Origin of the sequence: Aliisedimentitalea sp. MJ-SS2, assembly GCF_032586155.1 — a bacterium.
Classification (GTDB): domain Bacteria; phylum Pseudomonadota; class Alphaproteobacteria; order Rhodobacterales; family Rhodobacteraceae; genus JAWHTC01.
The window spans coordinates 729,765-752,370 of sequence record NZ_JAWHTC010000002.1; the positions used below are offsets into that span (position 1 = coordinate 729,765).

Sequence of the window (22,606 nt, forward strand, 5' to 3'; positions counted from 1 at the left end):
CTTCAGTCTTGCGGTTGCTCTCCGGAAGGGCACGCATCAAGGTCCATCTCTGGGCCACCTGGTAAGCACTCACATGGACGGCCATCGTTGTCGCGATCATGTTGTCCGCAATCATCAGGAAAGCGGTGATGTCCGCTTTCTTTGCAGTGTTTCACTGCATCCTGATATGTCACGAATTCAGGGCAAAGTTTTTCGTGCCCATTTGCGGTTGAAACTGCAAAAACCGCAGCGCCGACCGGTAACGAAAACAATCCGAGCCTCATTTTGCAATCCATTCGCCAACTTTTGGGCTGAACTTATCCCCCATAACAACCTCAGTAAATCCGAGCACAGCCAATGACCCGTGATCTGTCCCGCCTGTTTCGCCCAAAATCCATTGCCGTGATCGGCGGCGGCGAATGGTGCCGTCAGGTAATCCTGCAATGCGAAAAGATGGGCTATGATGGCGTGATCTGGCCAGTCCATCCCAAGGGCGGCGCGCTGGCCGGACATCAGGTCTATACAAGGCTGGAAGAGCTACCTGCCCCCCCCGACGCTGCCTTCGTGGGCATTAACCGCAACGCCACGATCGAAGCCATCAACGTTCTATCGTCAATCGGCGCTGGCGGTGCCGTCTGTTTCGCCTCGGGTTTTTCCGAGGCCGCGGCCGAGGACGCCAGTGGCGCATCGCTTCAGGATCAGCTTGTAAAAGCGGCGGGCGACATGCCCATTCTCGGGCCCAATTGCTATGGCTTCGTCAATGCGCTCGACGGCGCGCTTCTGTGGCCCGATCAACACGGCTGCGGCCGCGTCGACAAGGGAGTGGCGATCCTGACCCAAAGCTCGAACATCGCGATTAATCTCACCATGCAGCAGCGCGCCCTTCCTATCGCCTACACAGTAACTTGCGGGAACATGGCTCAAACCACCCAGGCCGAAATCGCCACAGGGCTTCTTGATGATGAGCGCGTTACCGCCATCGGCCTGCATATCGAAGGGTTCTCCGAATTGCGCGCCTGGGAGATCCTTGCGCAGAAAGCCCACGTCAAGGGTGTCCCGCTCATTGCTCTCAAGGTCGGCCGTTCGCAACAGGCCCAGGCCGCGACGGTCTCTCACACCGCCTCGCTTGCCGGCGGCGATGTCGGAGCACAGGCATTGCTGAACCGCCTTGGGATCCCGCGTCTCGATGATCTGACAACTTTCCTCGAAACACTTAAACTCCTTCATGTTGCCGGGCCTTTGGCAGACAACACGCTGGCCTCTGTCAGCTGCTCAGGCGGCGAAGCCAGCCTTGCCGCCGACACCGCTCATGGGCGGGGTCTGGTCTTCCCGCCGCTAAATGACCGCCAGAAAACCGGCCTTCGGGCCGCCCTAGGCCCTAAGGTCGCTCTGGCTAATCCACTCGACTATCACACCTATATCTGGCGCGACACCGAGGCAATGACGGAGGCCTTTTCTGCCATCACCGATCCCGGCATCGCTTTGACGATGCTGATCGTCGACTATCCCCATACCGACGCCACCGATTGGACTTGCGCAACCCAGGCGGCGCTGGCCACCCGCGCCGCCACGGGACACCCTGTCGCCATTGTCTCCACCCTACCCGAGCTTCTGCCTACAAACGTGGCCGAAACCCTGATGGCTGGCAGTGTGATCCCCCTCCAAGGTCTTACAGAGGCCATCTCCGCCGCCGAAGCCGCATCATCGATCCGTGCCCCCGTCACCGACCCATTGTTGCTCCCCGGGGCCCCTGACAGCAGCGAAACCCTGACCGAAGCCCAATCCAAGGCCGCCCTTGCGGCCCATGGTCTCATCATCCCGCGCCACGTCACTGTTGTAAACGAGGTGGACCTGTCAACGACGGATGAGCTGACCCCTCCGCTGGTTCTCAAAGGCCAAGGCATCGCCCATAAGTCCGAAGCTGGTGCCGTTGCCCTGAACCTCACCGCCGGCGAGCTAGCAGAAGCCACCGCCCTCATGCCCACCAACACATTTCTGATCGAAGAAATGGTGCAAGGCGGTGTAGCCGAACTCTTGATCGGTATCACCCGCGACCCGGCACATGGTTTCGTGCTGACCTTGGCCGCCGGGGGCGTCATGACCGAGCTTCTGGCTGACAGTACTTCACTCTTGGTTCCGGCCAGCCGGAACGACATGGCCCGCGCCCTAAGCAAACTTAAAACCTACAAACTGCTCACCGGGTTTCGCGGCAAACCGGCGGCCAATATCGACGCCGTCCTCAATGCGGGTGAAGCTCTGCAATCCTATGCCCTTGCCAACGCCGCCTCGCTGGAGGAGGTTGAGGTCAACCCGCTGATCTGTACGCCCGACACGGCCATCGCCGCCGACGCACTTATCCGAAAGGCCCCCTGACATGTCCGACCCGATCAAAACCCGCCGCGACGGCTCCATTCTCGAAGTGACACTCGACCGGCCCAAGGCCAACGCCATTGATCTCGCCACAAGCCGGATCATGGGCGACGTCTTTGCCGATTTCCGCGATGACCCCGAACTGCGCGTCGCGATCATAACCGGTGGTGGAGACAAGTTCTTCTGCCCCGGTTGGGACCTCAAGGGAGCGGCGGGCGGCGATGCAGTCGATGGCGATTATGGCCTCGGCGGTTTCGGAGGGTTGCAGGAGTTACGCGACCTGAACAAACCGGTGATTGCTGCAGTCAACGGCATATGTTGTGGCGGCGGGCTGGAATGGGCGCTGTCCGCTGACATCATCCTCGCCGCAGAACATGCAACCTTCGCGCTGCCTGAAATCCGATCCGGTACCGTCGCCGATGCGGCATCGGTGAAACTGCCCAAACGCATCCCCTATCACATCGCCATGGAACTTTTGCTGACAGGGCGCTGGTTCGACGTGGACGAGGCGCACCACTGGGGCATCGTCAACCACATCCACCCCGCTGATCAACTGATGGATCAGGCCTGGAAGATGGCCCGCCTTCTCGCTTCAGGCCCGCCGCTGGTCTATGCCGCTATCAAGGACATCGTGCGCGACGCCGAGGACGCAAAGTTTCAGGACAGCATGAATCGCATTACCAAGCGACAGCTCTCCACTGTGGACACGCTTTACGCCTCCGAAGATCAACTGGAAGGCGCTCGTGCTTTTGCCGAAAAACGCGATCCCGTTTGGAAAGGGAAATAGGAAATACCCGCACTGATTCTCGCATAACGTGTGCAATCAGGAGCAATCCTCCGGACGATTGCGCCCACAGAACCGCCCTTGGGCGGGAAATCGCCCACGGAATCACACGTTTCCATGTGTATTCGGCGGGATTTCAGCAATATCTTGTGTACGGGAGATTTCTGCATTTGCAGCATTTCCCGTCTTGCGTAGTATGTCTGGGTAGCCATAAACACGGTCACACATCGGGAGAAAGCTCGTTTCCTAGAAACACAGATTTTCTTTGTTCTCTGACCTGGCTCCTACTTTTCCCAGCCGGTCCAAAACACCAAGGTTGCTTGAGGGCTCCATGACGATTTACGAGTTTGTTATGTCTCTGACGCGCAATCAGAAACGCAACACGTTTCTGGTGATTGACGGGTTGATGGTCCCTGTCGCGCTTAGCCTGTCCATCTTCCTGAACGCAGCCGACAACCTCACCTGGGATCTTGCCGGTCGGCTGGCCCCCCTGGTGGCAATCCTGATTGGCGTGGCGGTTGCTTCTTCGCATTTGCTTGGCCTCACACGAATCAAGCTGAACGCTTATGAATTCCAAGGGATCATCCGCACCGCAATACTGGCCGGTATAGTCGGCGTTTCCGGACTGTGCCTGAATTATGTTTTCAGCTACCCGGCAACCGGCAACACTTTCCTGATATTCACCATGGCGCTTTTGATCATGAGCGTTTCCGTTCGGATGTTCATGCGCCAGACTCTGATCCGCATCTATCGCACAGGGTTGGACCGGATGCGTGTGCTGGTCTATGGCGCAGGCCAGACTGGTCAGCAACTTGCTGCGGCCCTGCGCACCGACGACACCGTTCGGCCGGTTGCCTTCGTTGACGACAACCCAACACTGCAGTCGCTGGTGGTGTCAGGGCTTCCGGTTTTCGCTCCCTCGAAAATAAAAGAACTGATCGAAAATGAAGAGATCGACCGCGTGGTGCTTGCCATGCCGTCCTCGTCCCAGACTGTGCAGGCACGCATCGCGCACAAGTTGCGTCAAATGGGCACTGAGGTTCATTCGCTTCCCTCTTTTGCGACACTGGTCGGTGAAGGCGATCTCGGCCAGCAATCCAGCCCGGTATCGCTCAGCGACCTCCTCGGGCGGTCGCGTCTTGAGCATGAATTACCCACCGTTTCGGACACCTATTCGGGCCATCGCATCCTGATCACCGGTGCGGGCGGATCCATCGGTTCGGAACTGTGCCGACAGTTGATCTCGTGCAAGCCGGAATCCCTTGTTTTGTTTGATCACTCGGAGCTGGCGCTCTACACCATCGTCAAGGAATTGCAGGAACTGACCAGCGGCATCGAAATCGTGCCGGTTCTGGGGTCAGTCTGCGACCGCGGCCTGGTCGACCAAGCCTTGACTGAAAACCATGTCAACGTGGTGCTACATGCGGCCGCCTACAAGCATCTGCCGCTTGTCGAAATCAACGAAATCGCAGGCCTCGACAACAACGTGTTCGGCACCAAGACGATGGCAGATGCCGCCCGGGCCAATGAGGTTGAACGTTTCATCCTCGTGTCGTCGGACAAGGCGGTACGCCCGACCAATGTCATGGGCGCTTCCAAACGTCTGGCCGAACTGGTGGTTCAGGATCTGTCGACCCGCTCGACAACCACCCGGTTTTCCATGGTCCGCTTTGGCAATGTGCTGGGGTCATCTGGTTCGGTCATTCCACTGTTCGAGGAACAGATTGCTCGTGGCGGACCCGTCACCCTGACTCATGGCGAAGTCACACGCTATTTCATGACCATTTCCGAGGCTGCACGGCTCGTTCTGCTGGCCGGGTCCTTTGCCCGCGGTGGCGATCTGTTCGTGCTCGATATGGGCGACCCGGTTCCAATCCGCAAACTCGCCCGCCAAATGATCGAGGGCGCTGGTCTGACGGTGACGGACGAGGAAAACCCTGAAGGCGATATCGAGATCGTTGAAATTGGCCTACGACCCGGTGAAAAGCTGCATGAAGAGTTGTTGATATCGCCGGACATGCTGACCACGCCGCACCAAAAGATCATGCGCGCCCAGGAAAACTTTCTGTCCGAGATCGAAATGGCCAATGCGCTCAAGGACCTGCGTAGCGCAATCAGCACCCGCGACCCCAAGGCCGCACGCGCGGTGATTTCCCATTGGGTCGAGCGGTTCGAGGACAGCCAGAAAGTGGAACAGCAAATCAGCTAGTGGCTTTCGGGTGAGCCGATCACGTTGGACAGCTCAATCAGGTTGCCGTCGGGATCACGCAGGTAGATCGACAGTATCGGCCCCTGAGCACCGGTGCGCCGCACCGGCCCCTCCTCAACCTTCAACCCATTGGCCTGCAAGTATGTCAGCCAGTCGCCGACGGGCAAGTCGGTGAGAAAACACAAATCCGCCGACCCCGGCGCAGGAGCGACCGCCTTGGGTTCGTACTCCGAACCGGCCACGTGTAGATTGATCTTCTGCGCTCCAAAAATCAGCGCATGACGGGTTGTTCCGTCCGCCGGGAAAAATTTTTCCGGCCGCATTCCTAAATGCCGGGTATAGAAATCCATCGTTGCCTCTAAATCGGTCACGGTTAGAACGAGGTGGTCGAGAGATTGCACCGCAAATCCGCTTTCTACCATTGTCGTGCCTCGCTACGGGTTCTACCAATGAGCTCATGCACGATGACAGCCCAGCTTCGATCCGTCAAAGCGACGTGCTCGACCCTTCCCATGCCCGCGCCTTCCAGGCCGCGCTTGGACGCACCCCCAGCATCACAACCGGGGACGACCTGCCGCCTTTTTTCCACCAGCTCTACTTCTGGGAGGCCCGCCCACCGGCCGAGCTGGGTCGCGACGGCCACCCTCGCACAGGGCTGGGTTTGATCCCCGACATGGGCCTGCAGCGACGGATGTGGGCTGGCGGACAGCTAAAGTTCCACGCGCCGCTTATCGCCGGACAGCCCGCGGAAAAACAAAGTACGATCACCTCGGTCACGCGCAAGGCCGGTCGCACCGGTCCGCTGGCTTTTGTCACCCTGCGACATGACATCCGCCAAGACGACCAGCTCTGCGTTACCGAGTACCAGGACTTGGTCTATCGCGAGGACCCTTCGCCGGATCAGCCACAATCAACACCCCCAATCGCTGCCACCGACGAAGAGACCAGTCGCCACCAAAGCTTCGACAGCACGCTCCTGTTCCGCTACTCAGCGCTTACCTTCAACGGCCACCGCATCCACTACGACCTCGACTATGCCACGCAGGTTGAAGGCTATGCCGGCCTTATCGTGCATGGCCCTCTTCTGGCGCAATTCCTGATGCTGATGGCAACCGACCAACTCGGCCCGCTTGAAAGTTTCGTCTTCCGTGCCACGGCGCCACTGATACACACCGAAACCGCAACACTCTGCCGCCGTGACACCGCCCTCTGGGTGCGCGGCCCCGACGGTCGCCAATGTATGCAGGCCACAGCGACACCCGCCTGACCTGCCTCTTCATTTGACCAGAAATGTCCCAGGGAGCTTGACAGGCTGGCCCCTCGACCCGGGCTTGCCATACTGCCGAACACCTTATTTCAAAGAACGAAGGAGACCGCGGAGTGGGTGGGCGCGGCGCGGGTGCCCGAGTCAGAGAGACGCTTCAACCCGGAACCCCTCAGGGATTCCATCATGCCCCTCCAGCACGAGGTCGGTCATAACCCGAGCCACGCCTGGCCCCATGCCAAAGCCGATCTTGAACCCGCCATTGGCGATGAACTGCCCTTCGCAGATGGGATGCGCGCCCAACATCGGCGCCCGGCTCTTGGCACGCGGTCGTAGTCCGGCCCAACGCTCGATCACCCGTACCCTGCGCAACACCGGCACCGCCTCAAAGGCGCATTCCAGTACCTCGTCGAGCTGCCCATCCACCGACGTTGGGTCCTCATAGTCACGTTCCGAGGTCGACCCGATCGCCACCGTGCCGTTCTCATGCGGCACCACATGGACCGCGTTGGCATAGATCTGCGGCAGGCCGCGCGCATCGAGGTCCAGAACCGCCCCCTGGCCCTTGACCCCGTTGCCGACCATTTTCCCAAGCGCCCCACTGATCCGCTCCAGGTCCCAGACTCCGGCGGCCCAGATCACCGCGCCGGCATCCGCGGCCTCTTCAACAATCTCGCCGCCCTTGGCCGCAATCGCCCGGGCCAGCGCTTGGCCAGCAGATCGCGGATGCATCCGCGCAGTCAGATCGTCTCGGATCAGCCACCCGGTCGGGCTTGCAGGTGCCCACTCCCCGGCCTCTTCGGCCCGGATCACCTGCCAACGCGCCTTGCCTTGCCACAGCTCGGCCGCGGTTTCCGCGCGCCGCCGGGCCAATTCCAACCCGCGCTCATCCGCCACCGGTTGCAATCGACCCAACCGGGCATAACCGGGCGAGTCGCCACCGGCTTCGACCACCGATTTCCAGAACTCTTCCGCGGCGATCAGGCTGTCGAATTGAAACTTCTTCTTGTCGTTCCAGTTTTCAGGCACATGCGGCGCTAGTGCACCGACCACCCCACCCGAGGCTCCTTTGCCCACACCGTTCGGATCAACCACCCGCACCGATGCGCCCCGGCTCAGGCATTCCCAGGCGATCGACAGGCCAAACACCCCCGCCCCCCGGATTGTCACGTCCACCATTGCCAATGCCCCCTCTCGGCTTCATTGTCGCGCCGTTACAGCAATCTCTTAAGGGATCATGGGTCGATGGGCCAGCAGGCAGAGATCGAATGGCGCGACGGTAAGGTGTGCGGGCAGGTGCCCGTGTCGACCCGCTTCGACGATCCGTATTTCAGCCTTGAAAACGGGTTGGACGAAACGTCTTACGTGTTTCTTGACGGCAATGACCTACCGGCACGGTTTGCAGACGGTTTCCACATTGCCGAGCTTGGTTTCGGCACCGGTCTGAACCTCCTGGCTGCGTTGCATCTCTGGCGCGCGTCGGGCCAGTCCGGAGTGTTGCACTTCACCACGTTCGAGGCCTTTCCCATGGCCGCCGATGACATGATCACCGCGCAATCCGCCTTCCCGAAATTGGCTGATCTCAGCGCCGAACTTGCCCCGCACTGGCAATCAGGCCAGCAAACAGTCACCCTACCCGACCTGCATTTCGTGATGTTCAAAGGCGACGCCCGCGAAACCCTTCCTGAATGGCAGGGCCACGCCGATGCATGGTTCCTTGATGGCTTCTCTCCGGCCAAGAACCCCGAACTGTGGCAGGCCGACCTAATGGCGCAGGTGGGCGCTCACACCGCCCCCGGCGGCACAGCGTCCACCTATACCGCTGCAGGCTTCGTCCGGCGCGGCTTGCAAGAAGCAGGGTTCGAGGTATCACGCCGCTCCGGTTTTGGCCGCAAGCGCCACATGACCGTGGCAAGGATGCCCAAAACATGAGCCAGCAGAACACCCGCCTCGGCATCATGTTGATGGTGCTCACCACCTTCATCTTTGCTATGCAGGATGGCATCTCGCGCCATTTGGCGGGGGAGTATAATACGCTGATGGTGGTCGCGGTACGCTATTGGTTCTTTGCCGCCTTTGTCATAACCGTCTCAGCGCGCAAGGCCGGAGGGCTGCGCAATGCCGCTGCCACCTCGCAACCGGTACTGCAAATCAGCCGTGGCCTGATCCTGACCTTAGAAATCTGCATCGCCATCTATGGCTTCACCCTTCTGGGGCTTGTGGAAAGCCACGCCATCTTTGCCTGCTACCCGCTGCTGGTCGCTGCCCTTTCGGGCCCGGTCTTGGGCGAGCAGGTCGGCTGGCGTCGCTGGGTGGCTATCGGCATCGGCTTCCTTGGCGTGCTGATCATCCTGCGGCCCGGGCTGGGGGTGTTTTCCCCCTATGCGCTGATACCGTTCGTCTCGGCACTTCTCTTCGCCATCTACGGCCTGATGAACCGCTACGCTGCCCGCCGCGACAGCGCCGCGACCTCGTTCTTCTGGACCGGTGTAGTCGGCGCGGTGGTCCTGACCCCCATTGGCATCCTCAGCTGGGAGCCGATGACCACTTCCGACTGGGCCTGGATGATTGCGCTCTGCATCACTGGGGCGCTGGGTCATTACACGTTGATTAAGGCTTATGAACAGGCCGAGGCCAGCGCGGTGCAGCCCTTTGCCTATCTGCAACTGGTCTTTGCCTCTGGTGTCGGTGTTCTTATCTTTGACGAGGTAATCGAACTGCCTGTCGCCATCGGCGCGGGCGTGGTTGTGGCGGCAGGCCTATTCACTCTTTGGCGTGAGCGGCAGAATGCTTGAGCCGACAAGCTCTTCCGAGAATGGCACCGGCAGCGCCTCTTTGCCTAATCGGGCGCGGTAAACCGGCAGGCTTTCCGACACCCGCATCACGTAGTTCCGGGTCTCGTCGAACGGGATATGTTCAATCCAGTCGACGATATCGATCTGGCCTTTCAGCGGATTGCCATATTCCTTCATCCAGCGCACCGGCCGCCCCGGCCCGGCGTTATAGCCGGCCGAGACCATGATCACGTTGCCCTCGAACTGCTTCGACAGGGTCGCCAGATAGGCGCTTCCCAGCACTGCGTTGTATTCCCAGTCGTTCAGCACCGCCGCCGGGTCATGATCAAGCTTCAATCCCTGCGCCACCTGCCGCGCCGTGGCCGGCATGACCTGCATCAACCCCTGCGCCCCGGCACCGGACACCACATGTGGATCGAACTCGCTCTCGCGCCGGGCAATGGCCAGAGCCATTTCCATCGGTACCGGCAGGTCCATATCGGTCATCGGGTGCAGCGGATAATAGGGTGCCGGGATCACGATGGTGCGCCGCGCCGCCGCCTTGCCCAGCATCACCCCAAGATGCGGAGCGCCCCAATCCTCAACCATGTTGGCCAACTGCCCTACCCCCTTGCGGTCCTGGGTCTCGGCAATCTGTAGGATGAAGCGTTCGGCAGTGTTCAAGTCGTCCATCGCAAGGGAAAGCGCCGCGACCTGAGCCAAGTCACTCCCGGCAAACTCGGCCTCCTGCCAGGCGGGGAAATACTCGGCCCCTTTTAGGGCCACATCCGCACCGATGCCTGCCTTTTCGGTAGCCAACAAGCCGTAAAAACTGGTCTGGTAATTCGCGCCTTCTGCGTAAGCCGCCTGTGCCGCGTCCTTGTCTCCCAGCGCGGTATGGGCCTCACCAATCCAGTAGCCCGCCCGGCCCAGTGAAATCGGGGTAAACACCGCCTCCTTGAAATTCTCGAAATGTGCCAATGCAGTGGCCGGATCGTTCAGTTTCCGTAGCGACAGATAGCCCGCCAACCATTCCAAATCGGAATAGGACGATCCTTCGACCAGCCCGTGATTGGTGGCGATGCGATAGGCCAGCTTTGCCTCGTCGTCACGCATCATCCGTCGCGCCAAGTTGCGCCGCCATCCAGCCCAGCGCGTGGGTTCACCCAACGTGTCCGCTTGGGAACGCTGGTTCAGAAGCTGAATCGCGTTGCCGACATGGCCCTTGCTCAGCCGCCATAGGAAACGCTCATAGGCCAGCCCCGGATCGTCTTTGAGCTTGTCAGGCACGGCCCCGATCAGCGCATCCGGATTGCCCGCCCGGCCGCGCAACGCCTGCCGCGCAGCGGCCAGCTTGCGGTGATCCTCGTCCACCAGCGGCAGCATCAATTCCGCGTCGCGCTTGAGCCCGCGCCACAAGGCCATGTCTAACCGCGCCTCGTGATGCGGTTTCAGGATCTTACGATAGCGTTCGGCAAAGGAGTGGTGATCCCTCTCGCTCAGATCGAAACTGCGCCATGCCAGCACCACCTCGGCATGGGCCTCGCCCTGCTCTCCTGCCTCAAGCAACGATTCCGCAAACAGAAGCACACCTTTGCCGGTTTGCGGTGCTTCCTCGCGAAAGAACGCGATGATCTCATCCCGCTGTGCACCGGCCATTGATGCCTCGGACCGCTTGCGCAAAAGCTTCAACCCGGGCCAATGGGAGTGATCCGCCAGGAACGCCTTCACATCGGCAAAACTGCCCATGCCTGCACGCAACCTGTGCCATTCGATCAGTGATACGGCGGCGGGGCCTTCACGCAACGCCAGCGCCCCGGCGCGGTCCCAGTCGCCGCGCTTCATCGCATGCAAAGCACTGGCCAGCGGGCGCGGTGCGGTCTCGGCATCGGCCGCGATCAGTGGGACCGGACCCAAAAGACACAAAATAACGGCCCAAACCCGCAACATCTCTTGCAATTCCCAAATTGAATCCGGATAGACATGCCCAGCATAGCGCCCAAATGCCAGCCATCAATTCACAAACCCGATGGGTGGCGCCGGTCCGCCGGTTATGGGTTATTTCGAGACCGGGTTCGCACCCGCCAATGACAAGAAGGAGCGTCACCATGTTAAAAGGGTCCCTAACTGCCCTGGTCACGCCGTTCAAGAACGGCGAGCTGGATCTGGAGACACTCAAGAAACTTGTCGAATGGCATATCGGCGAAGGGACGCACGGCTTCGTTCCCGTCGGCACAACCGGTGAAAGCCCGACCTTGACCCACGAAGAGCACGATGCTGTTGTCGAGTGCGTTGTTGAAACCACGGCCGGCCGTGTCCCCGTGATTGCCGGAGCAGGCAGCAATAACACGTTGGAATCGATCCGTTTGGCACAGGCCGCCGAAAAGGCCGGCGCCGATGGTATCCTTGTGGTCACGCCCTATTACAACAAGCCGACGCAGCAGGGTTTGATCGCGCATTTTACCGCGATCCATGATTGCTGCAATCTGCCGATCATCATCTACAACATCCCGCCGCGCTCGGTAGTCGACATGACCCCAACCACCATGGGATTGCTGGCCAAGCTGCCGCGAATCGCGGGTGTGAAGGATGCCACCGGTGACCTCAGCCGCGTCCCTCATCAGCGCATCACCTGCGGGCCGGACTTCATCCAGTTGTCGGGAGAAGACGCCACTGCGCTGGGCTACAACGCCCATGGCGGAGTGGGCTGCATCTCGGTCACGGCCAATGTCGCACCCAAGCTTTGCTCGCAGATGCAAGAGGCGACGCTTGAGGGTGACTACACCAAGGCGCTGGAACTGCTGGACCGGCTGATGCCGCTGCATATCGCCATCTTTACCGAGCCGGGTCTGTGCGGCGCAAAATACGCCATGTCGCAGCTTGATCTGTGCAGCGACGAAGTGCGCCTGCCTCTGGTCGGCATCTCGGATGACACCAAGGCCAAGATCGACGCCGCCATGCGTCACGCCGGCCTGATGAACTGAACATATGGTATAACGCCAAGAGCCCCGCCCCCTCGGGCGGGGTTTTCTATTTCTAAAAGGCCTCAAGGCCAGAACGGATGAACCCGTGAAACAGACCATTGCAGACGCGCTTGCGGCACAAGGCTATGACAGCCTGACCCCTGTGCAAGAGGCCGTAACCAACCCGGAACTGGCCGAGGCCGACCTTCTGGTGTCGGCCCAGACCGGATCGGGCAAGACCGTGGGATTCGGCCTTGCCATAGCGCCCACCCTTCTGGGTGAAGACGATAGGTTCGGCCCTGCGGCAGCCCCGCTCGCGCTGATCATCGCGCCCACGCGGGAACTGGCCCTGCAGGTAAAACGCGAGCTTAGCTGGCTCTATGGCAAGGCCGGTGCCGTTCTGGCCTCTTGCGTTGGTGGCATGGACATGCGTGACGAACGCCGGGCGCTGGCCCGTGGCGCGCATGTCGTGGTTGCCACGCCGGGACGTCTGCGTGACCACATCATGCGCGGCGCCATCGACCTCGGCGAATTGCGCGCCGCCGTTCTGGACGAGGCAGACGAGATGCTCGACCTCGGTTTTCGCGAGGACCTCGAATTCATCCTTGGCGAAACCCCCGAAACCCGCCGCACGCTTCTGTTTTCGGCCACCGTGCCGCGCGGCATTGCGGCGCTGGCCAAGGGCTATCAGCGCGACGCGATCCGGGTCACCACCCTGGCCGAAACCACGCAACATGCCGATATCGACTATCACGCCATGAACGTGGCCCAGCACGACACCGAAAACGCCATCATCAACGTGCTGCGCTATCACGAGGCGCCGAATGCGCTGGTCTTTGCCAATACCCGCGCGATGGTGGCCCGGATGACCACGCGGTTGTCGAACCGTGGTTTCTCGGTCGTGTCCCTGTCGGGTGAGCTGTCGCAATCCGAACGCAGCCACGCGCTTCAGGCGATGCGCGATGGCCGGGCGCGGATCTGTGTGGCGACCGACGTGGCAGCGCGCGGCATCGACCTGCCCAAACTCGATCTGGTGATCCACGCCGAATTGCCCTCAAACCACGAGACCCTTCTGCACCGCTCGGGCCGCACGGGTCGCGCTGGGCGCAAGGGGGTCAGTGCCCTGATCGTGCCACCGAAACTGCGCCGCAAGGCTGAACGCCTGCTGAACATGGCCAAGCTGACCGCTACTTGGGCACCTGCACCCTCGGCTGAGGCGGTGAATGAGCGCGACGAAGAGCGAATGCTTGCCGATCCGATGTGGTACGAGCCGCTGACCAAGTCCGAGGAAGGCCCGATTGCAAAGTTGATGGCGCAGTTTTCGCCCGAACAGCTGGCAGCGGCCTATCTGCGGCTCTACCACATGCGCCAGTCAGCCCCGGAAGAGCTGTCGCCGCCCGACACCAAACCTGCCAAGTCGCCGCGCAAGGAATTCGGCCCCAGTGTCTGGTTCTCGATTGCAGGCGGGCGCAAGAAAGAGGCCGAGCCGCGTCGTCTTTTGCCCATGCTGTGCAAGGCGGGCGATCTGACCAAAGACGATATCGGCGCGATCCGGATCCAATATGACGCCTCCTATGTGGAAATCCGCGAAGCCTCGGTTGACGGGTTCCTGAAGGCCCTAGGTGACGAGATGGTAGTCGAAGGCGGCAGCGCCGTTACCCGGCTCGACAAGGCACCCGAGTTCGCCCCCCGCCCCGGTCCCCGCGGGAAACCGCCGGGCGGCAAGCCCCATCGTGGCAAGCCGCAGGGTGGCAAACCCAAGCCCCGGTTCGAAGCTGCCCAAGAAGGGGACGCCCCGAAACCGCGCAAGTCTCGGCACACCAAGCCTGACACGTCCTCCGCCCCGATCGACTGGAACGACGATCCGGCGCCGCGGCAGAAAAAGCCCAAACCCGGCGCGAAGAAACCCCATCGCAAACCGGCGCCCAAGCCCACCGATGGGGCGGTGAGCGAGATCAGGAAAAAACGCTCGTCCGATCCGTCGAAAAGCCTGCGTTCGGATGGCAAACCCAAGGGGATCGGCAAGCCCAAAGGCCCCAAACCGCCAGTTGGCAAACCGTCGAGCAAGAAGAACCGCGCCCGTCAAGCCGCCGCCAAACTGGCCAAGACCGGCAAGGGTGGGGATGCGAAACCACGGCGCGACAAGTAAAGAAGCGGGGCCGTTCGGCCCCGCCTGACGCGGGCGGACGCCCGCGTTTCCCTTTCAGGTATCAGACACCGGTGTCGACGATTGCCTTGGCCAGCGCAGGCACCGTTTCGGCGTTCAACCCGGCCACGTTGATACGGCTGTCACCCACCATGTAGATGCCGTTCTCGACCCGCAGTTTTTCAACCACGTCCGCCGGCAGACCCAGACGCGAGAACATGCCACGGTGCTGCGCAACAAAGCCGAACTGGTCGCTTCCTGAGAGCTTTTGCAGTTCACCTGCCAGCTGTTCACGCAATTTCAGCATGCCCAGACGGGTCTCTTCCAGCTCGTCCTCCCACATCTTGCGCAGGGCGGGATCGGTCAGGATCATCGTCACCACGCGGGCACCATGATCGGGCGGGAAGGAATAGTTTTGACGGTTGAGAAAGCTGAGGTTTTCCTGGGTTACAGCAACCTTGCCCTTGTCGGCGCTGACACCCATCAGGATGCCGGTACGTTCACGGTAGACACCAAAGTTCTTGGAACAGCTCGCTGCGATCAAGGTCTCGGGACAGCTTGCCGCCACAAGACGGGTGGCCGCCGCATCCTCGTTCAGACCATCACCAAAGCCCTGGTAAGCCAGGTCGATCATCGGCAACGCGCCCTTGGCGTTCAGCTTGTCGATCACCTGTTGCCATTCGGTCAGGTTCAGGTTCGCGCCGGTCGGATTGTGACAGCAGCCGTGCAGCAGCACCACATCGCCTGCCTTCAGGCCATCGAGATCCGCCATCATGCCGTCGAAATCAACCGCCCGGGTTTCCTCGTCGAAATAACGGTAGGTGACCCGCTCGATGCCGAGGTAATCAATGATGCTCAGGTGGTTGGGCCAGGTCGGGTTCGAGGTGAATATCCGAGCATTGGGGTTGGCCATGCGGATCAGTTCGAACGCCTGACGGCAGGCACCGGTGCCGCCCGGTGTGGCAGCGGCCGCAACCTGATCACGGGCAACGGCGCCCTTGAGCACGAGATCGATCATTGCATCATGATAGGCCGGGTCACCCAGCAGGCCGACATAAGCCTTGGTTTCCTGCGTTTCGAGTAGTTGGCGTTCAGCCTCTTTCACCGCTTTCATCACCGGGGTGACGCCCTTAGCATTCTTGTAGACGCCGACGCCAAGGTCGATCTTTCCCTCGCGCGGATCTTCGCGATGCATCTGCATCAGCTGCATGATCTTGTCGACGGGCTGGGTTTTGAGGTTCTCGAACATCAGGTCTCTCCAGTAGCAACAGGCAGGGTGGGGAAGGCACCCCATTCGGTCCATGAGCCGTCATAAACGGACCAATCGGTCTTGCCGATCCGCTCCATTGCAAGCGACAGAACGCAGGCAGTGACGCCCGATCCGCAGGTCGTGATCGCGGGTTTGGAAAGGTCGACACCAGCTTTTTCAAAAATGGCGCGTAGGGTGTCAGCATCCTTCATCGTTTTGTCTTCATTGAGCAAGTCGAGGAAAGGCACGCTTTTCGAGCCGGGAATGTGACCGCCACGCAGACCTTCGCGCGGCTCATCTTCGGTGCCTGCAAAACGCCCTGCCGAACGGGCGTCGATGATCTCGTAGTCGCCCAACTTGGACGCGGCAGACACCTGCGTCACGTCCTTGACGAGGTGGTTCTGGCGGCGCACCGTCATGTGGCGATCGCGGATCATTGGCGGCAAGTCCTCGATCTCGCGACCTTCGGCCTGCCACCTGGCAAAGCCGCCATCCAGAACGGCGATGTTTTCCTGCCCCATCAGGCGGAACAGCCACCACACGCGCGGCGCTGTGGTGATACCGTTCATGTCATAGACCACCACCTGATGCCCGTCGCCGACACCCATGGCGCGCAGGCGGGACATGAACTTCTCGGTCGGCGGCGCCATGTGCGGCAGGTCGGACCGGCCATCGGCCACGTCGTCGATATCGAAATAGCGGGCGCCGGGAATATGCGCGGCCTCGTATTCGGCGCGGGCGTCGCGGTTTTCGTGCGGCATATGCCAGGTCCCGTCCAGAATCCGCAGATCCGGATCCTTCAGATGCGCCGCCAGCCAGTCGGTGGAAACAAGGGTTTTCGGATCGTCAATCGCCATGAACGCCCCCCGTGGAAGTTGCTCCACTTCCCTAACGTGAGGGACAGAGAGTCGCAAGGCCGGGCGCCCCATTGGAAGCACCCGGCCGCTGGAAAACTCGTTACCGGAAAACTGACGATAGTGCCTGGCTTACTTGGCCATCATGTTCTTGACCACGCCGACAATGGCCAGAACCACGCCGCCGCCAACGCCGCCCGAGGCGACCTGACCAATGACCGAACCGATATCCATGCCCCCGGCAGCAGCGCCACCGGCACCCAACATGCCGAGGATCTGACCGCCAAGGCCACCGCCAACAACACCGGCGATCGAATTCACGATGGCGCCCTGGTTGAGGTTTTTCAGCAGGCCACCGGCCACGTTGCCACCAACTGCGCCGGAAATCAGGCTAATCAAAAGTTCCATATCTTTGCTCCCAAAGGGTCTAATACAATTAGGTTACCAAGAGCTGACCCCCACGCCCCAGTTCTGGCCAAACATTACCAAGCGATGCGGGTTTGTCCTAATGGGAGAATCCGGGCGCTATTCCCCGTGGCGCAAAAGGCGTTGTTTCTGACGGCCCCAGTCGCGTTTTGCCTCGGTGGCGCGCTTGTCGTGGGTCTTCTTGCCCTTGGCGATCCCGATCTTCAACTTGGCGATGCCGCGATGGTTGAAATAGAGAACCAGTGGTACAAGAGTCATGCCTTTGCGCTGGGTTGCATTCCACAGACGGGCCAATTCCTTCTTGGAAACCAATAGCTTGCGCTTGCGGCGCTCTTCATGCGCAAAGGTCTTGGCCTGAGCATAAGGCGCGACATAGCTGTTGACCAACCACAGTTCGCCCTCGTCCACATGGGCATAGCTTTCAGCGATGTTCGCACCGCCCAGACGCAGGGATTTGACCTCGGAGCCTTCCAGGATGATGCCACACTCAAGATCCTCCTCGATTGCATAATCGAAGCGGGCGCGGCGGTTTTCCGCGATAACCTTGTAGTTGGGATCGTCTTTTTTCTTGGCCATAGCCGGGGTTGATTACTCCTGTGGCAAGGTTTCGGCAAGCATTCTTAAGGGCACCGTGCGGTCAAATCTTTGGGGGCTGGTGTCTGTCCGCTATCTGTCGGGTACCTGTCGGGCGTTTTGTAGGACACCTGTTAACGACACCAAAGGTTAACCAAGCGCACGCTTGTCCAGCCATTTTTTCGCTTTTCCAATAGGTGGAAAAGACCTTTAGTTATTTTCGAAAAATCCCATCGCCCAAAGCAGCGTAGAACCACGGCAAAGGACACGGCATGGAACACGGAGCCAAGATGACCCGTTATCCCCGCAACATGATCGGCCATGGTGCCAACCCGCCCGATCCAAACTGGCCGGGCGATGCCCGTGTGGCAGTGCAATTTGTGCTGAACTATGAAGAAGGCGGCGAGAACTGCACCTTGCATGGTGACGGCGGTTCCGAGGCGTTTTTGTCCGATATTGCCGGAGCGGCCTCCTGGCCGGGGCAGCGACACTGGAATATGGAATCGATCTATGAATACGGCGCACGGGCCGGGTTCTGGCGGCTGCATCGGCTGTTCACAGGCACCGGAATGCCGGTGACGATCTATGGTGTGGCCAGTGCATTGGCACGTAGCCCCGAGCAGGTTGAGGCGATGAAAGACGCCGATTGGGAGATCGCGTCGCATGGCCTGAAATGGGTTGAGCACAAGGACATGACCGAAACCGAGGAACGCGCCGCCATAGACGAGGCAGTGCGTCTGCACACCGAGGTGGTCGGGGAGCGGCCGCGTGGCTGGTACACCGGTCGGTGCAGTGAAAACACCGTGCGGCTGGTCGCCGAGGAAGGCGGTTTCGATTACGTCAGCGACACCTACGACGATGACCTGCCCTATTGGCTGGAAGTGGGCGAGCGCGATCAGCTGATCATTCCCTATACGCTGGAAGCCAATGACATGCGGTTCGCCACCGCGCCCGGATACATTACCGGTGAGCAGTTCTATACCTATCTGCGGGATGCGTTCGACACGCTTTTGCACGAAGGTACCGCAGGACGCCCCGCGATGATGAGCATCGGGTTGCATTGCCGCCTGATCGGTCGGCCGGGGAAATTCGCCGGGTTGAAGAGGTTCGTCGACTATATCCAAAGCATCCCGGATGTCTGGGTCGCGCGGCGGATCGACATTGCTGAACACTGGGCGCGGGAACATCCGCACACCCGCATCGAGCGACCCTCGGCCATGGCGCGCGGCACATTCGTGGAGCGGTTCGGTGGCGTGTTCGAGCATTCCCCGTGGATTGCAGAACGCGCCTTCGACCTTGAGCTTGGCCCGGCACATGACCGCCCCGCGGGGTTGCACAACGCTTTGGCGCGGGTATTCCGTACAGCCGGTAACGACAAACGGTTGGCGGTGCTCAATGCTCACCCGGACCTTGCCGGCAAACTGGCGCAGGCCGAACGGCTGACCGCCGAGAGCACATCGGAACAGGCCAGCGCCGGGCTGGATGCCCTGACCGATGAAGAACGGGCACGGTTCAGCGCGCTGAACACCGCTTATGTCGAAAAGCACGGCTTTCCCTTCATCATAGCGGTACGCGATCACGACAAGCCGGGGATCATGGCCGCATTTGAACGGCGGATCGGCAATGACACCGAAACCGAGTTTGCCGAAGCCTGCAACCAGGTCGAGCGCATCGCCCGAATCCGACTGGAGGATATGATATGAGTTACGCTTTCCCCCCCGGCGGATTGCCCCCCATGGATGCCAACCCCGAAGGCAGCGCGGTGTTCAGCGACGCCTACGCGGTGATCCCGGCAAACACGATGCGCGATATCGTGACCTCTTCCCTGCCCGGTTGGGAGGGCACTCGGGTCTGGATCCTGGCCCGCCCGCTGAGCGGTTTTGCCGAAACCTTCGCGCAATACGCGGTCGAGGTGGCCCCGGGGGGTGGATCACATTCCCCCGACCCGGACCCACAGGCGCAGGCCAGCCTGTTTGTTACCGGCGGGCAGGGCCGCCTGAGAATCGGCAAGACCAAGCACAAGCTGGAACCGGGGCACTACGCCTATCTGCCCGCAGGGTGCGATTGGCGGATCAAGGCCATGGGCGACACGCCCCTGCAATTTCACTGGATCCGTAAACGTCACGAGCCGGTGCCCGGCCTGCCCGCCCCGGGTGCCTTTGTCGTGCATGAGCGTGACGTACCCCTGAACATGATGCCCGGTACCGACAAATGGGGCACCCAGCGGTTTGCCGACCCCAATGACCTGCGGTTCGACTACCACGTCAATATTGTCACCTTCCAACCCGGTGGACGCATTCCCTTTGCGGAGACCCATGTGATGGAACACGGGCTCTACGTGTTACAGGGGCAGGCGCAATACCTGCTGAACACCGACTGGGTCGAGGTCGGACCTGGTGACTTCATGTGGCTGCGCGCGTTCTGCCCGCAGGCCTGTATCGCCACCGGCAACGAACCCTTCCGTTACCTTCTTTACAAGGATGTGAATCGCCACCCTTCGCTGACCCTCTGATTCTTCATTTTGCCAGAAGTACTCTCGGGGGGTCCGGGGGGCAGACAGCCCCCCGGCCTCCGTCAACCAAAAGCGCCACATATGATCGAAATCACCGTCCAACCCCTCACCGCCACGGCCTTCGCCCCCTTCGGCGACATTCTCGAAGCCACCGGTGATCCCGACAAACTCATCAACGAAGGCGCATGCGGGCGCTGGCATGACCGGGCACAGCTTGAGTTCGGCGACGACGGGCGTGCGGGAATTTCGATTTTCAATGCCGAGCCGCGCGCACTTCCCTACGTGTTCGATCTGCTGGAACGCCACCCCGAGGGCAGCCAGGCGTTTTTGCCGATGCACGCAAACGACTGGCTGGTCATTGCCGCGCCCGATGAGGATGGCAAACCGGGTACGCCACACGCCTTTCTGGCAACTGGCCAACAAGGCATCAATTTCCATCGCGGCACGTGGCACGGTGTGCTGACTCCACTGCACGCGCCCGGGCTGTTTGCAGTGGTGGACCGAATTGGGAGCACCCCAAATCTCGAAGAATTTAGGTGCAAGACACAATATGTGGTATCGTCCTGACTGAAAAACAATCAGATGCCTGAAAAACAGGCACGTTTGAACAGGCCTGAATGGCCGGACAGTGGAAGGAAACGCGAAAATGACTGATACAACTGCGGGCGCATATCGCGACCCGAACATAACACCCCCATTGGGACAGGCCGTGCCATTGGGTCTGCAACATGTATTGGCGATGTTCGCCTCGAACGTGACCCCGTCGATCATCGTCGCCGGCGGCGCTGGCGCCGGGCTTGGCTTTGGCAGCGCCGAAATGGTGTACCTGATCCAGATGGCGATGCTTTTTGCCGGGGTCGCAACCCTGTTCCAGACCGTGGGCGTCGGCCCGATCGGAGCAAGGCTGCCGATCATGCAGGGTACAAGCTTTGCCTTTGTCGGCGTTCTGACCGGGGTGGCGGCAACCCAAGGGTTGGGCGTCGCGCTGACGGCGTGCCTGATCGGCGGCGTGATCCATTTCCTGCTCGGCGGGGTGATCAAGCATCTGCGCTGGCTGTTCCCGCCGCTGGTCACCGGTCTGGTGATCCTGGCCATCGGGCTTTACCTGATCCCGGTGGCGATCAAATACGCCGCGGGCGGGGCCGCGAAATTCCAGATGGAAGCCGAAAGCTTTGGCTCGCTGATGCATTGGGCTGTGGCATTGACCGTGGTTTTCGTGGCCCTCATCTGCAAATTCTGGGGCAAGGGGATCGTCTCGAATGCGGCCATCCTGATCGGCATGATCGTGGCCTATGTCCTGGCCTACATCCTTGGCATGGTGAACTTTGGAACCGTGGCCAATGCGAGCTGGTTCTCGGGGCTGCAAGTGATGCCCTACGGATTCGAGTTCTCCTTGGGCGCGGTGATTGCAGTGACGCTGGTCTCGATTGTCTCGGCGATCGAAACCGTCGGTGATGTCTCGGCCACGACAAGGGCTGGCGCGGGGCGCAGGGCCACAGATGAGGAAATCGCGGGGGCAACCTATGCCGACGGGCTGGGCACCGCCGTGGCTGCCGTCTTTGGCGGGTTGCCCAATACCTCGTTCAGTCAGAACGTCGGCATCGTCGGCATGACCGGCGTGATGAGCCGCCACGTTGTGACCATCGGGGCGCTGGTGCTGATCATCTGTGGTCTGCTGCCGAAGATCGGCGCGGTCATCGCCTCGATGCCGATGCCGGTGCTGGGCGGCGGTGTGATCGTGATGTTCGGCATGGTGGCTTCGGCTGGCCTGAACGTGCTGACCGAGGTCAAGATGAACCGCCGCAACATGATCATCATCGCCTTGTCGCTGGCGGTTGGACTGGGCCTGAATCTGGTGCCGACGGCGGTGCAGTACCTGCCCGGCGTGGTCAAGGTTCTGGCCACTTCGGCAGTGGCACCGACGGCACTGTGCGCGGTGGTTCTGAACCTGCTCTTGCCACAGGAAGACACAGCCGAAGGCTGATGCCCGTAAATGCCACCGAAGCCCCCGCCGATCTCCTGCGGGGGCTTTGCCATTTCAGCACGCAGCGTCTGCCACGAAGGCGTCGACCTCGATCTCGACCAGCCATTCGGGGTTCACGAAACGGCTGACCGCCATGATCGTATCGACCGGGCGCACATCCTGGCAATACTCCTTGCGCGCTTCGATTGCCTCTTTCCAGTCATCGATATCGGTCAGGATCACCCGCGTGCGCACCACGTCATGCATCCCCGATCCGGCCCGTTCCAGCGCGTCCTTGATGATCTCGAAACACTGTTTCGTCTGGGCGCGGACATCGCCGACACCTACGGTTTTGCCATCGGGGCCAACCGGCGCGGTGCCGCCAACCGAGATGAACGGCCCGACCCTGACCGCGCGGCTGAAGCCGACGATTTTTTCCATCGGGTTACCGTTTGAAATCAGCCTGCGTTCATGTGCCATGGTGGGACCTCCTTGTTCGCCGATGGTGACAGTATAGCACGACGCGGGTCGCGACGGCGG

Annotated in this window: 20 protein-coding genes; 12 read left to right on the forward strand and 8 right to left on the reverse strand. The window is 60.8% G+C overall.

Features of this window, described 5'->3' with window-relative positions:
* Positions 1–336 precede the first annotated feature (336 nt).
* From RXV86_RS10040 to RXV86_RS10050, 3 genes are all read left to right on the forward strand, one after another.
* Positions 337–2,352 (forward strand): acetate--CoA ligase family protein, encoded by a 2,016-nt coding sequence (locus RXV86_RS10040; RefSeq protein ID WP_316299362.1) that lies wholly within the window; start codon positions 337–339, stop codon positions 2,350–2,352.
* A 1-nt stretch (position 2,353) separates the two neighbouring features.
* Positions 2,354–3,136 carry a carnitinyl-CoA dehydratase gene (locus RXV86_RS10045; protein WP_316299363.1) on the forward strand — a complete coding sequence of 261 codons (783 nt, stop codon included), beginning with the start codon at positions 2,354–2,356 and terminating at the stop codon, positions 3,134–3,136.
* Between the two features lie 328 nt (positions 3,137–3,464).
* Complete coding sequence (locus tag RXV86_RS10050) at positions 3,465–5,342, forward strand: nucleoside-diphosphate sugar epimerase/dehydratase (RefSeq protein WP_316299364.1); 1,878 nt, start codon at positions 3,465–3,467, stop codon at positions 5,340–5,342.
* On the opposite strand, the gene RXV86_RS10055 is transcribed toward RXV86_RS10050, so the two are convergent.
* Positions 5,339–5,764 carry a VOC family protein gene (locus RXV86_RS10055; RefSeq protein ID WP_316299365.1) on the reverse strand — a complete coding sequence of 142 codons (426 nt, stop codon included), beginning with the start codon at positions 5,762–5,764 and terminating at the stop codon, positions 5,339–5,341. The two genes, RXV86_RS10050 and RXV86_RS10055, sit on opposite strands and share 4 nt — an antisense overlap.
* Positions 5,765–5,799: 35 nt before the next feature.
* Between RXV86_RS10055 and RXV86_RS10060 the strand changes: the two genes are divergently transcribed.
* The gene (locus RXV86_RS10060) at positions 5,800–6,609 is read left to right on the forward strand and encodes a MaoC family dehydratase N-terminal domain-containing protein (RefSeq protein ID WP_316299366.1); all 810 of its coding nucleotides are present in this window, start codon (positions 5,800–5,802) and stop codon (positions 6,607–6,609) included.
* A 141-nt stretch (positions 6,610–6,750) separates the two neighbouring features.
* Here RXV86_RS10060 and RXV86_RS10065 read toward each other — a convergent pair whose 3' ends face one another.
* Entirely contained in the window at positions 6,751–7,785 is a 1,035-nt protein-coding gene (locus RXV86_RS10065) for an FAD-binding oxidoreductase (RefSeq protein WP_316299367.1), read from the reverse strand.
* Positions 7,786–7,851: 66 nt separating this feature from the next.
* Between RXV86_RS10065 and mnmD the strand changes: the two genes are divergently transcribed.
* Positions 7,852–8,538 (forward strand): tRNA (5-methylaminomethyl-2-thiouridine)(34)-methyltransferase MnmD, encoded by a 687-nt coding sequence (gene mnmD / locus RXV86_RS10070; protein ID WP_316299368.1) that lies wholly within the window; start codon positions 7,852–7,854, stop codon positions 8,536–8,538.
* Positions 8,535–9,401, forward strand: a complete 867-nt coding sequence (locus RXV86_RS10075; RefSeq protein WP_316299369.1) for a DMT family transporter — start codon at positions 8,535–8,537, stop codon at positions 9,399–9,401. Before mnmD ends, RXV86_RS10075 begins: the two co-directional genes overlap by 4 nt.
* On the opposite strand, the gene RXV86_RS10080 is transcribed toward RXV86_RS10075, so the two are convergent.
* Entirely contained in the window at positions 9,366–11,297 is a 1,932-nt protein-coding gene (locus tag RXV86_RS10080; protein WP_316299370.1) for a lytic transglycosylase domain-containing protein, read from the reverse strand. The two genes, RXV86_RS10075 and RXV86_RS10080, sit on opposite strands and share 36 nt — an antisense overlap.
* 191 nt (positions 11,298–11,488) lie before the next feature.
* On the opposite strand from RXV86_RS10080, the gene dapA reads away from it, so the two are divergent.
* Together dapA and RXV86_RS10090 are read left to right on the forward strand one after the other, a co-directional pair.
* Positions 11,489–12,364, forward strand: a complete 876-nt coding sequence (dapA, locus tag RXV86_RS10085) for a 4-hydroxy-tetrahydrodipicolinate synthase (RefSeq protein WP_316299371.1) — start codon at positions 11,489–11,491, stop codon at positions 12,362–12,364.
* Between the two features lie 85 nt (positions 12,365–12,449).
* The gene (locus RXV86_RS10090; RefSeq protein ID WP_316299372.1) at positions 12,450–14,492 is read left to right on the forward strand and encodes a DEAD/DEAH box helicase; all 2,043 of its coding nucleotides are present in this window, start codon (positions 12,450–12,452) and stop codon (positions 14,490–14,492) included.
* A gap of 61 nt (positions 14,493–14,553) precedes the next feature.
* Here RXV86_RS10090 and RXV86_RS10095 read toward each other — a convergent pair whose 3' ends face one another.
* The 4 genes from RXV86_RS10095 to smpB all read right to left on the reverse strand — a co-directional run bounded on the left by RXV86_RS10095 (position 14,554) and on the right by smpB (position 17,594).
* Positions 14,554–15,738, reverse strand: a complete 1,185-nt coding sequence (locus RXV86_RS10095; RefSeq protein ID WP_316299373.1) for an amino acid aminotransferase — start codon at positions 15,736–15,738, stop codon at positions 14,554–14,556.
* Positions 15,738–16,595, reverse strand: a complete 858-nt coding sequence (sseA, locus tag RXV86_RS10100) for a 3-mercaptopyruvate sulfurtransferase (protein WP_316299374.1) — start codon at positions 16,593–16,595, stop codon at positions 15,738–15,740. Before sseA ends, RXV86_RS10095 begins: the two co-directional genes overlap by 1 nt.
* 129 nt (positions 16,596–16,724) lie before the next feature.
* Positions 16,725–17,000, reverse strand: a complete 276-nt coding sequence (locus RXV86_RS10105; RefSeq protein WP_316299375.1) for a hypothetical protein — start codon at positions 16,998–17,000, stop codon at positions 16,725–16,727.
* A 117-nt stretch (positions 17,001–17,117) separates the two neighbouring features.
* Positions 17,118–17,594, reverse strand: a complete 477-nt coding sequence (gene smpB, locus RXV86_RS10110; RefSeq protein ID WP_316299376.1) for an SsrA-binding protein SmpB — start codon at positions 17,592–17,594, stop codon at positions 17,118–17,120.
* Between the two features lie 287 nt (positions 17,595–17,881).
* Between smpB and puuE the strand changes: the two genes are divergently transcribed.
* From puuE to RXV86_RS10130, 4 genes are all read left to right on the forward strand, one after another.
* Positions 17,882–19,294, forward strand: a complete 1,413-nt coding sequence (gene puuE / locus RXV86_RS10115) for an allantoinase PuuE (protein ID WP_316299377.1) — start codon at positions 17,882–17,884, stop codon at positions 19,292–19,294.
* Positions 19,291–20,103, forward strand: a complete 813-nt coding sequence (locus RXV86_RS10120) for a bifunctional allantoicase/(S)-ureidoglycine aminohydrolase (RefSeq protein ID WP_316299378.1) — start codon at positions 19,291–19,293, stop codon at positions 20,101–20,103. The genes puuE and RXV86_RS10120 overlap by 4 nt, the downstream gene beginning before the upstream one ends.
* An 81-nt stretch (positions 20,104–20,184) precedes the next feature.
* Entirely contained in the window at positions 20,185–20,670 is a 486-nt protein-coding gene (locus RXV86_RS10125) for an ureidoglycolate lyase (protein WP_316299379.1), read from the forward strand.
* Between the two features lie 79 nt (positions 20,671–20,749).
* Positions 20,750–22,087, forward strand: coding sequence for a nucleobase:cation symporter-2 family protein (locus RXV86_RS10130; RefSeq protein ID WP_316299380.1), 1,338 nt, complete (start codon positions 20,750–20,752; stop codon positions 22,085–22,087).
* A 54-nt stretch (positions 22,088–22,141) separates the two neighbouring features.
* Here RXV86_RS10130 and RXV86_RS10135 read toward each other — a convergent pair whose 3' ends face one another.
* Positions 22,142–22,546 (reverse strand): RidA family protein, encoded by a 405-nt coding sequence (locus RXV86_RS10135; protein WP_316299381.1) that lies wholly within the window; start codon positions 22,544–22,546, stop codon positions 22,142–22,144.
* Positions 22,547–22,606: the final 60 nt, after the last annotated feature.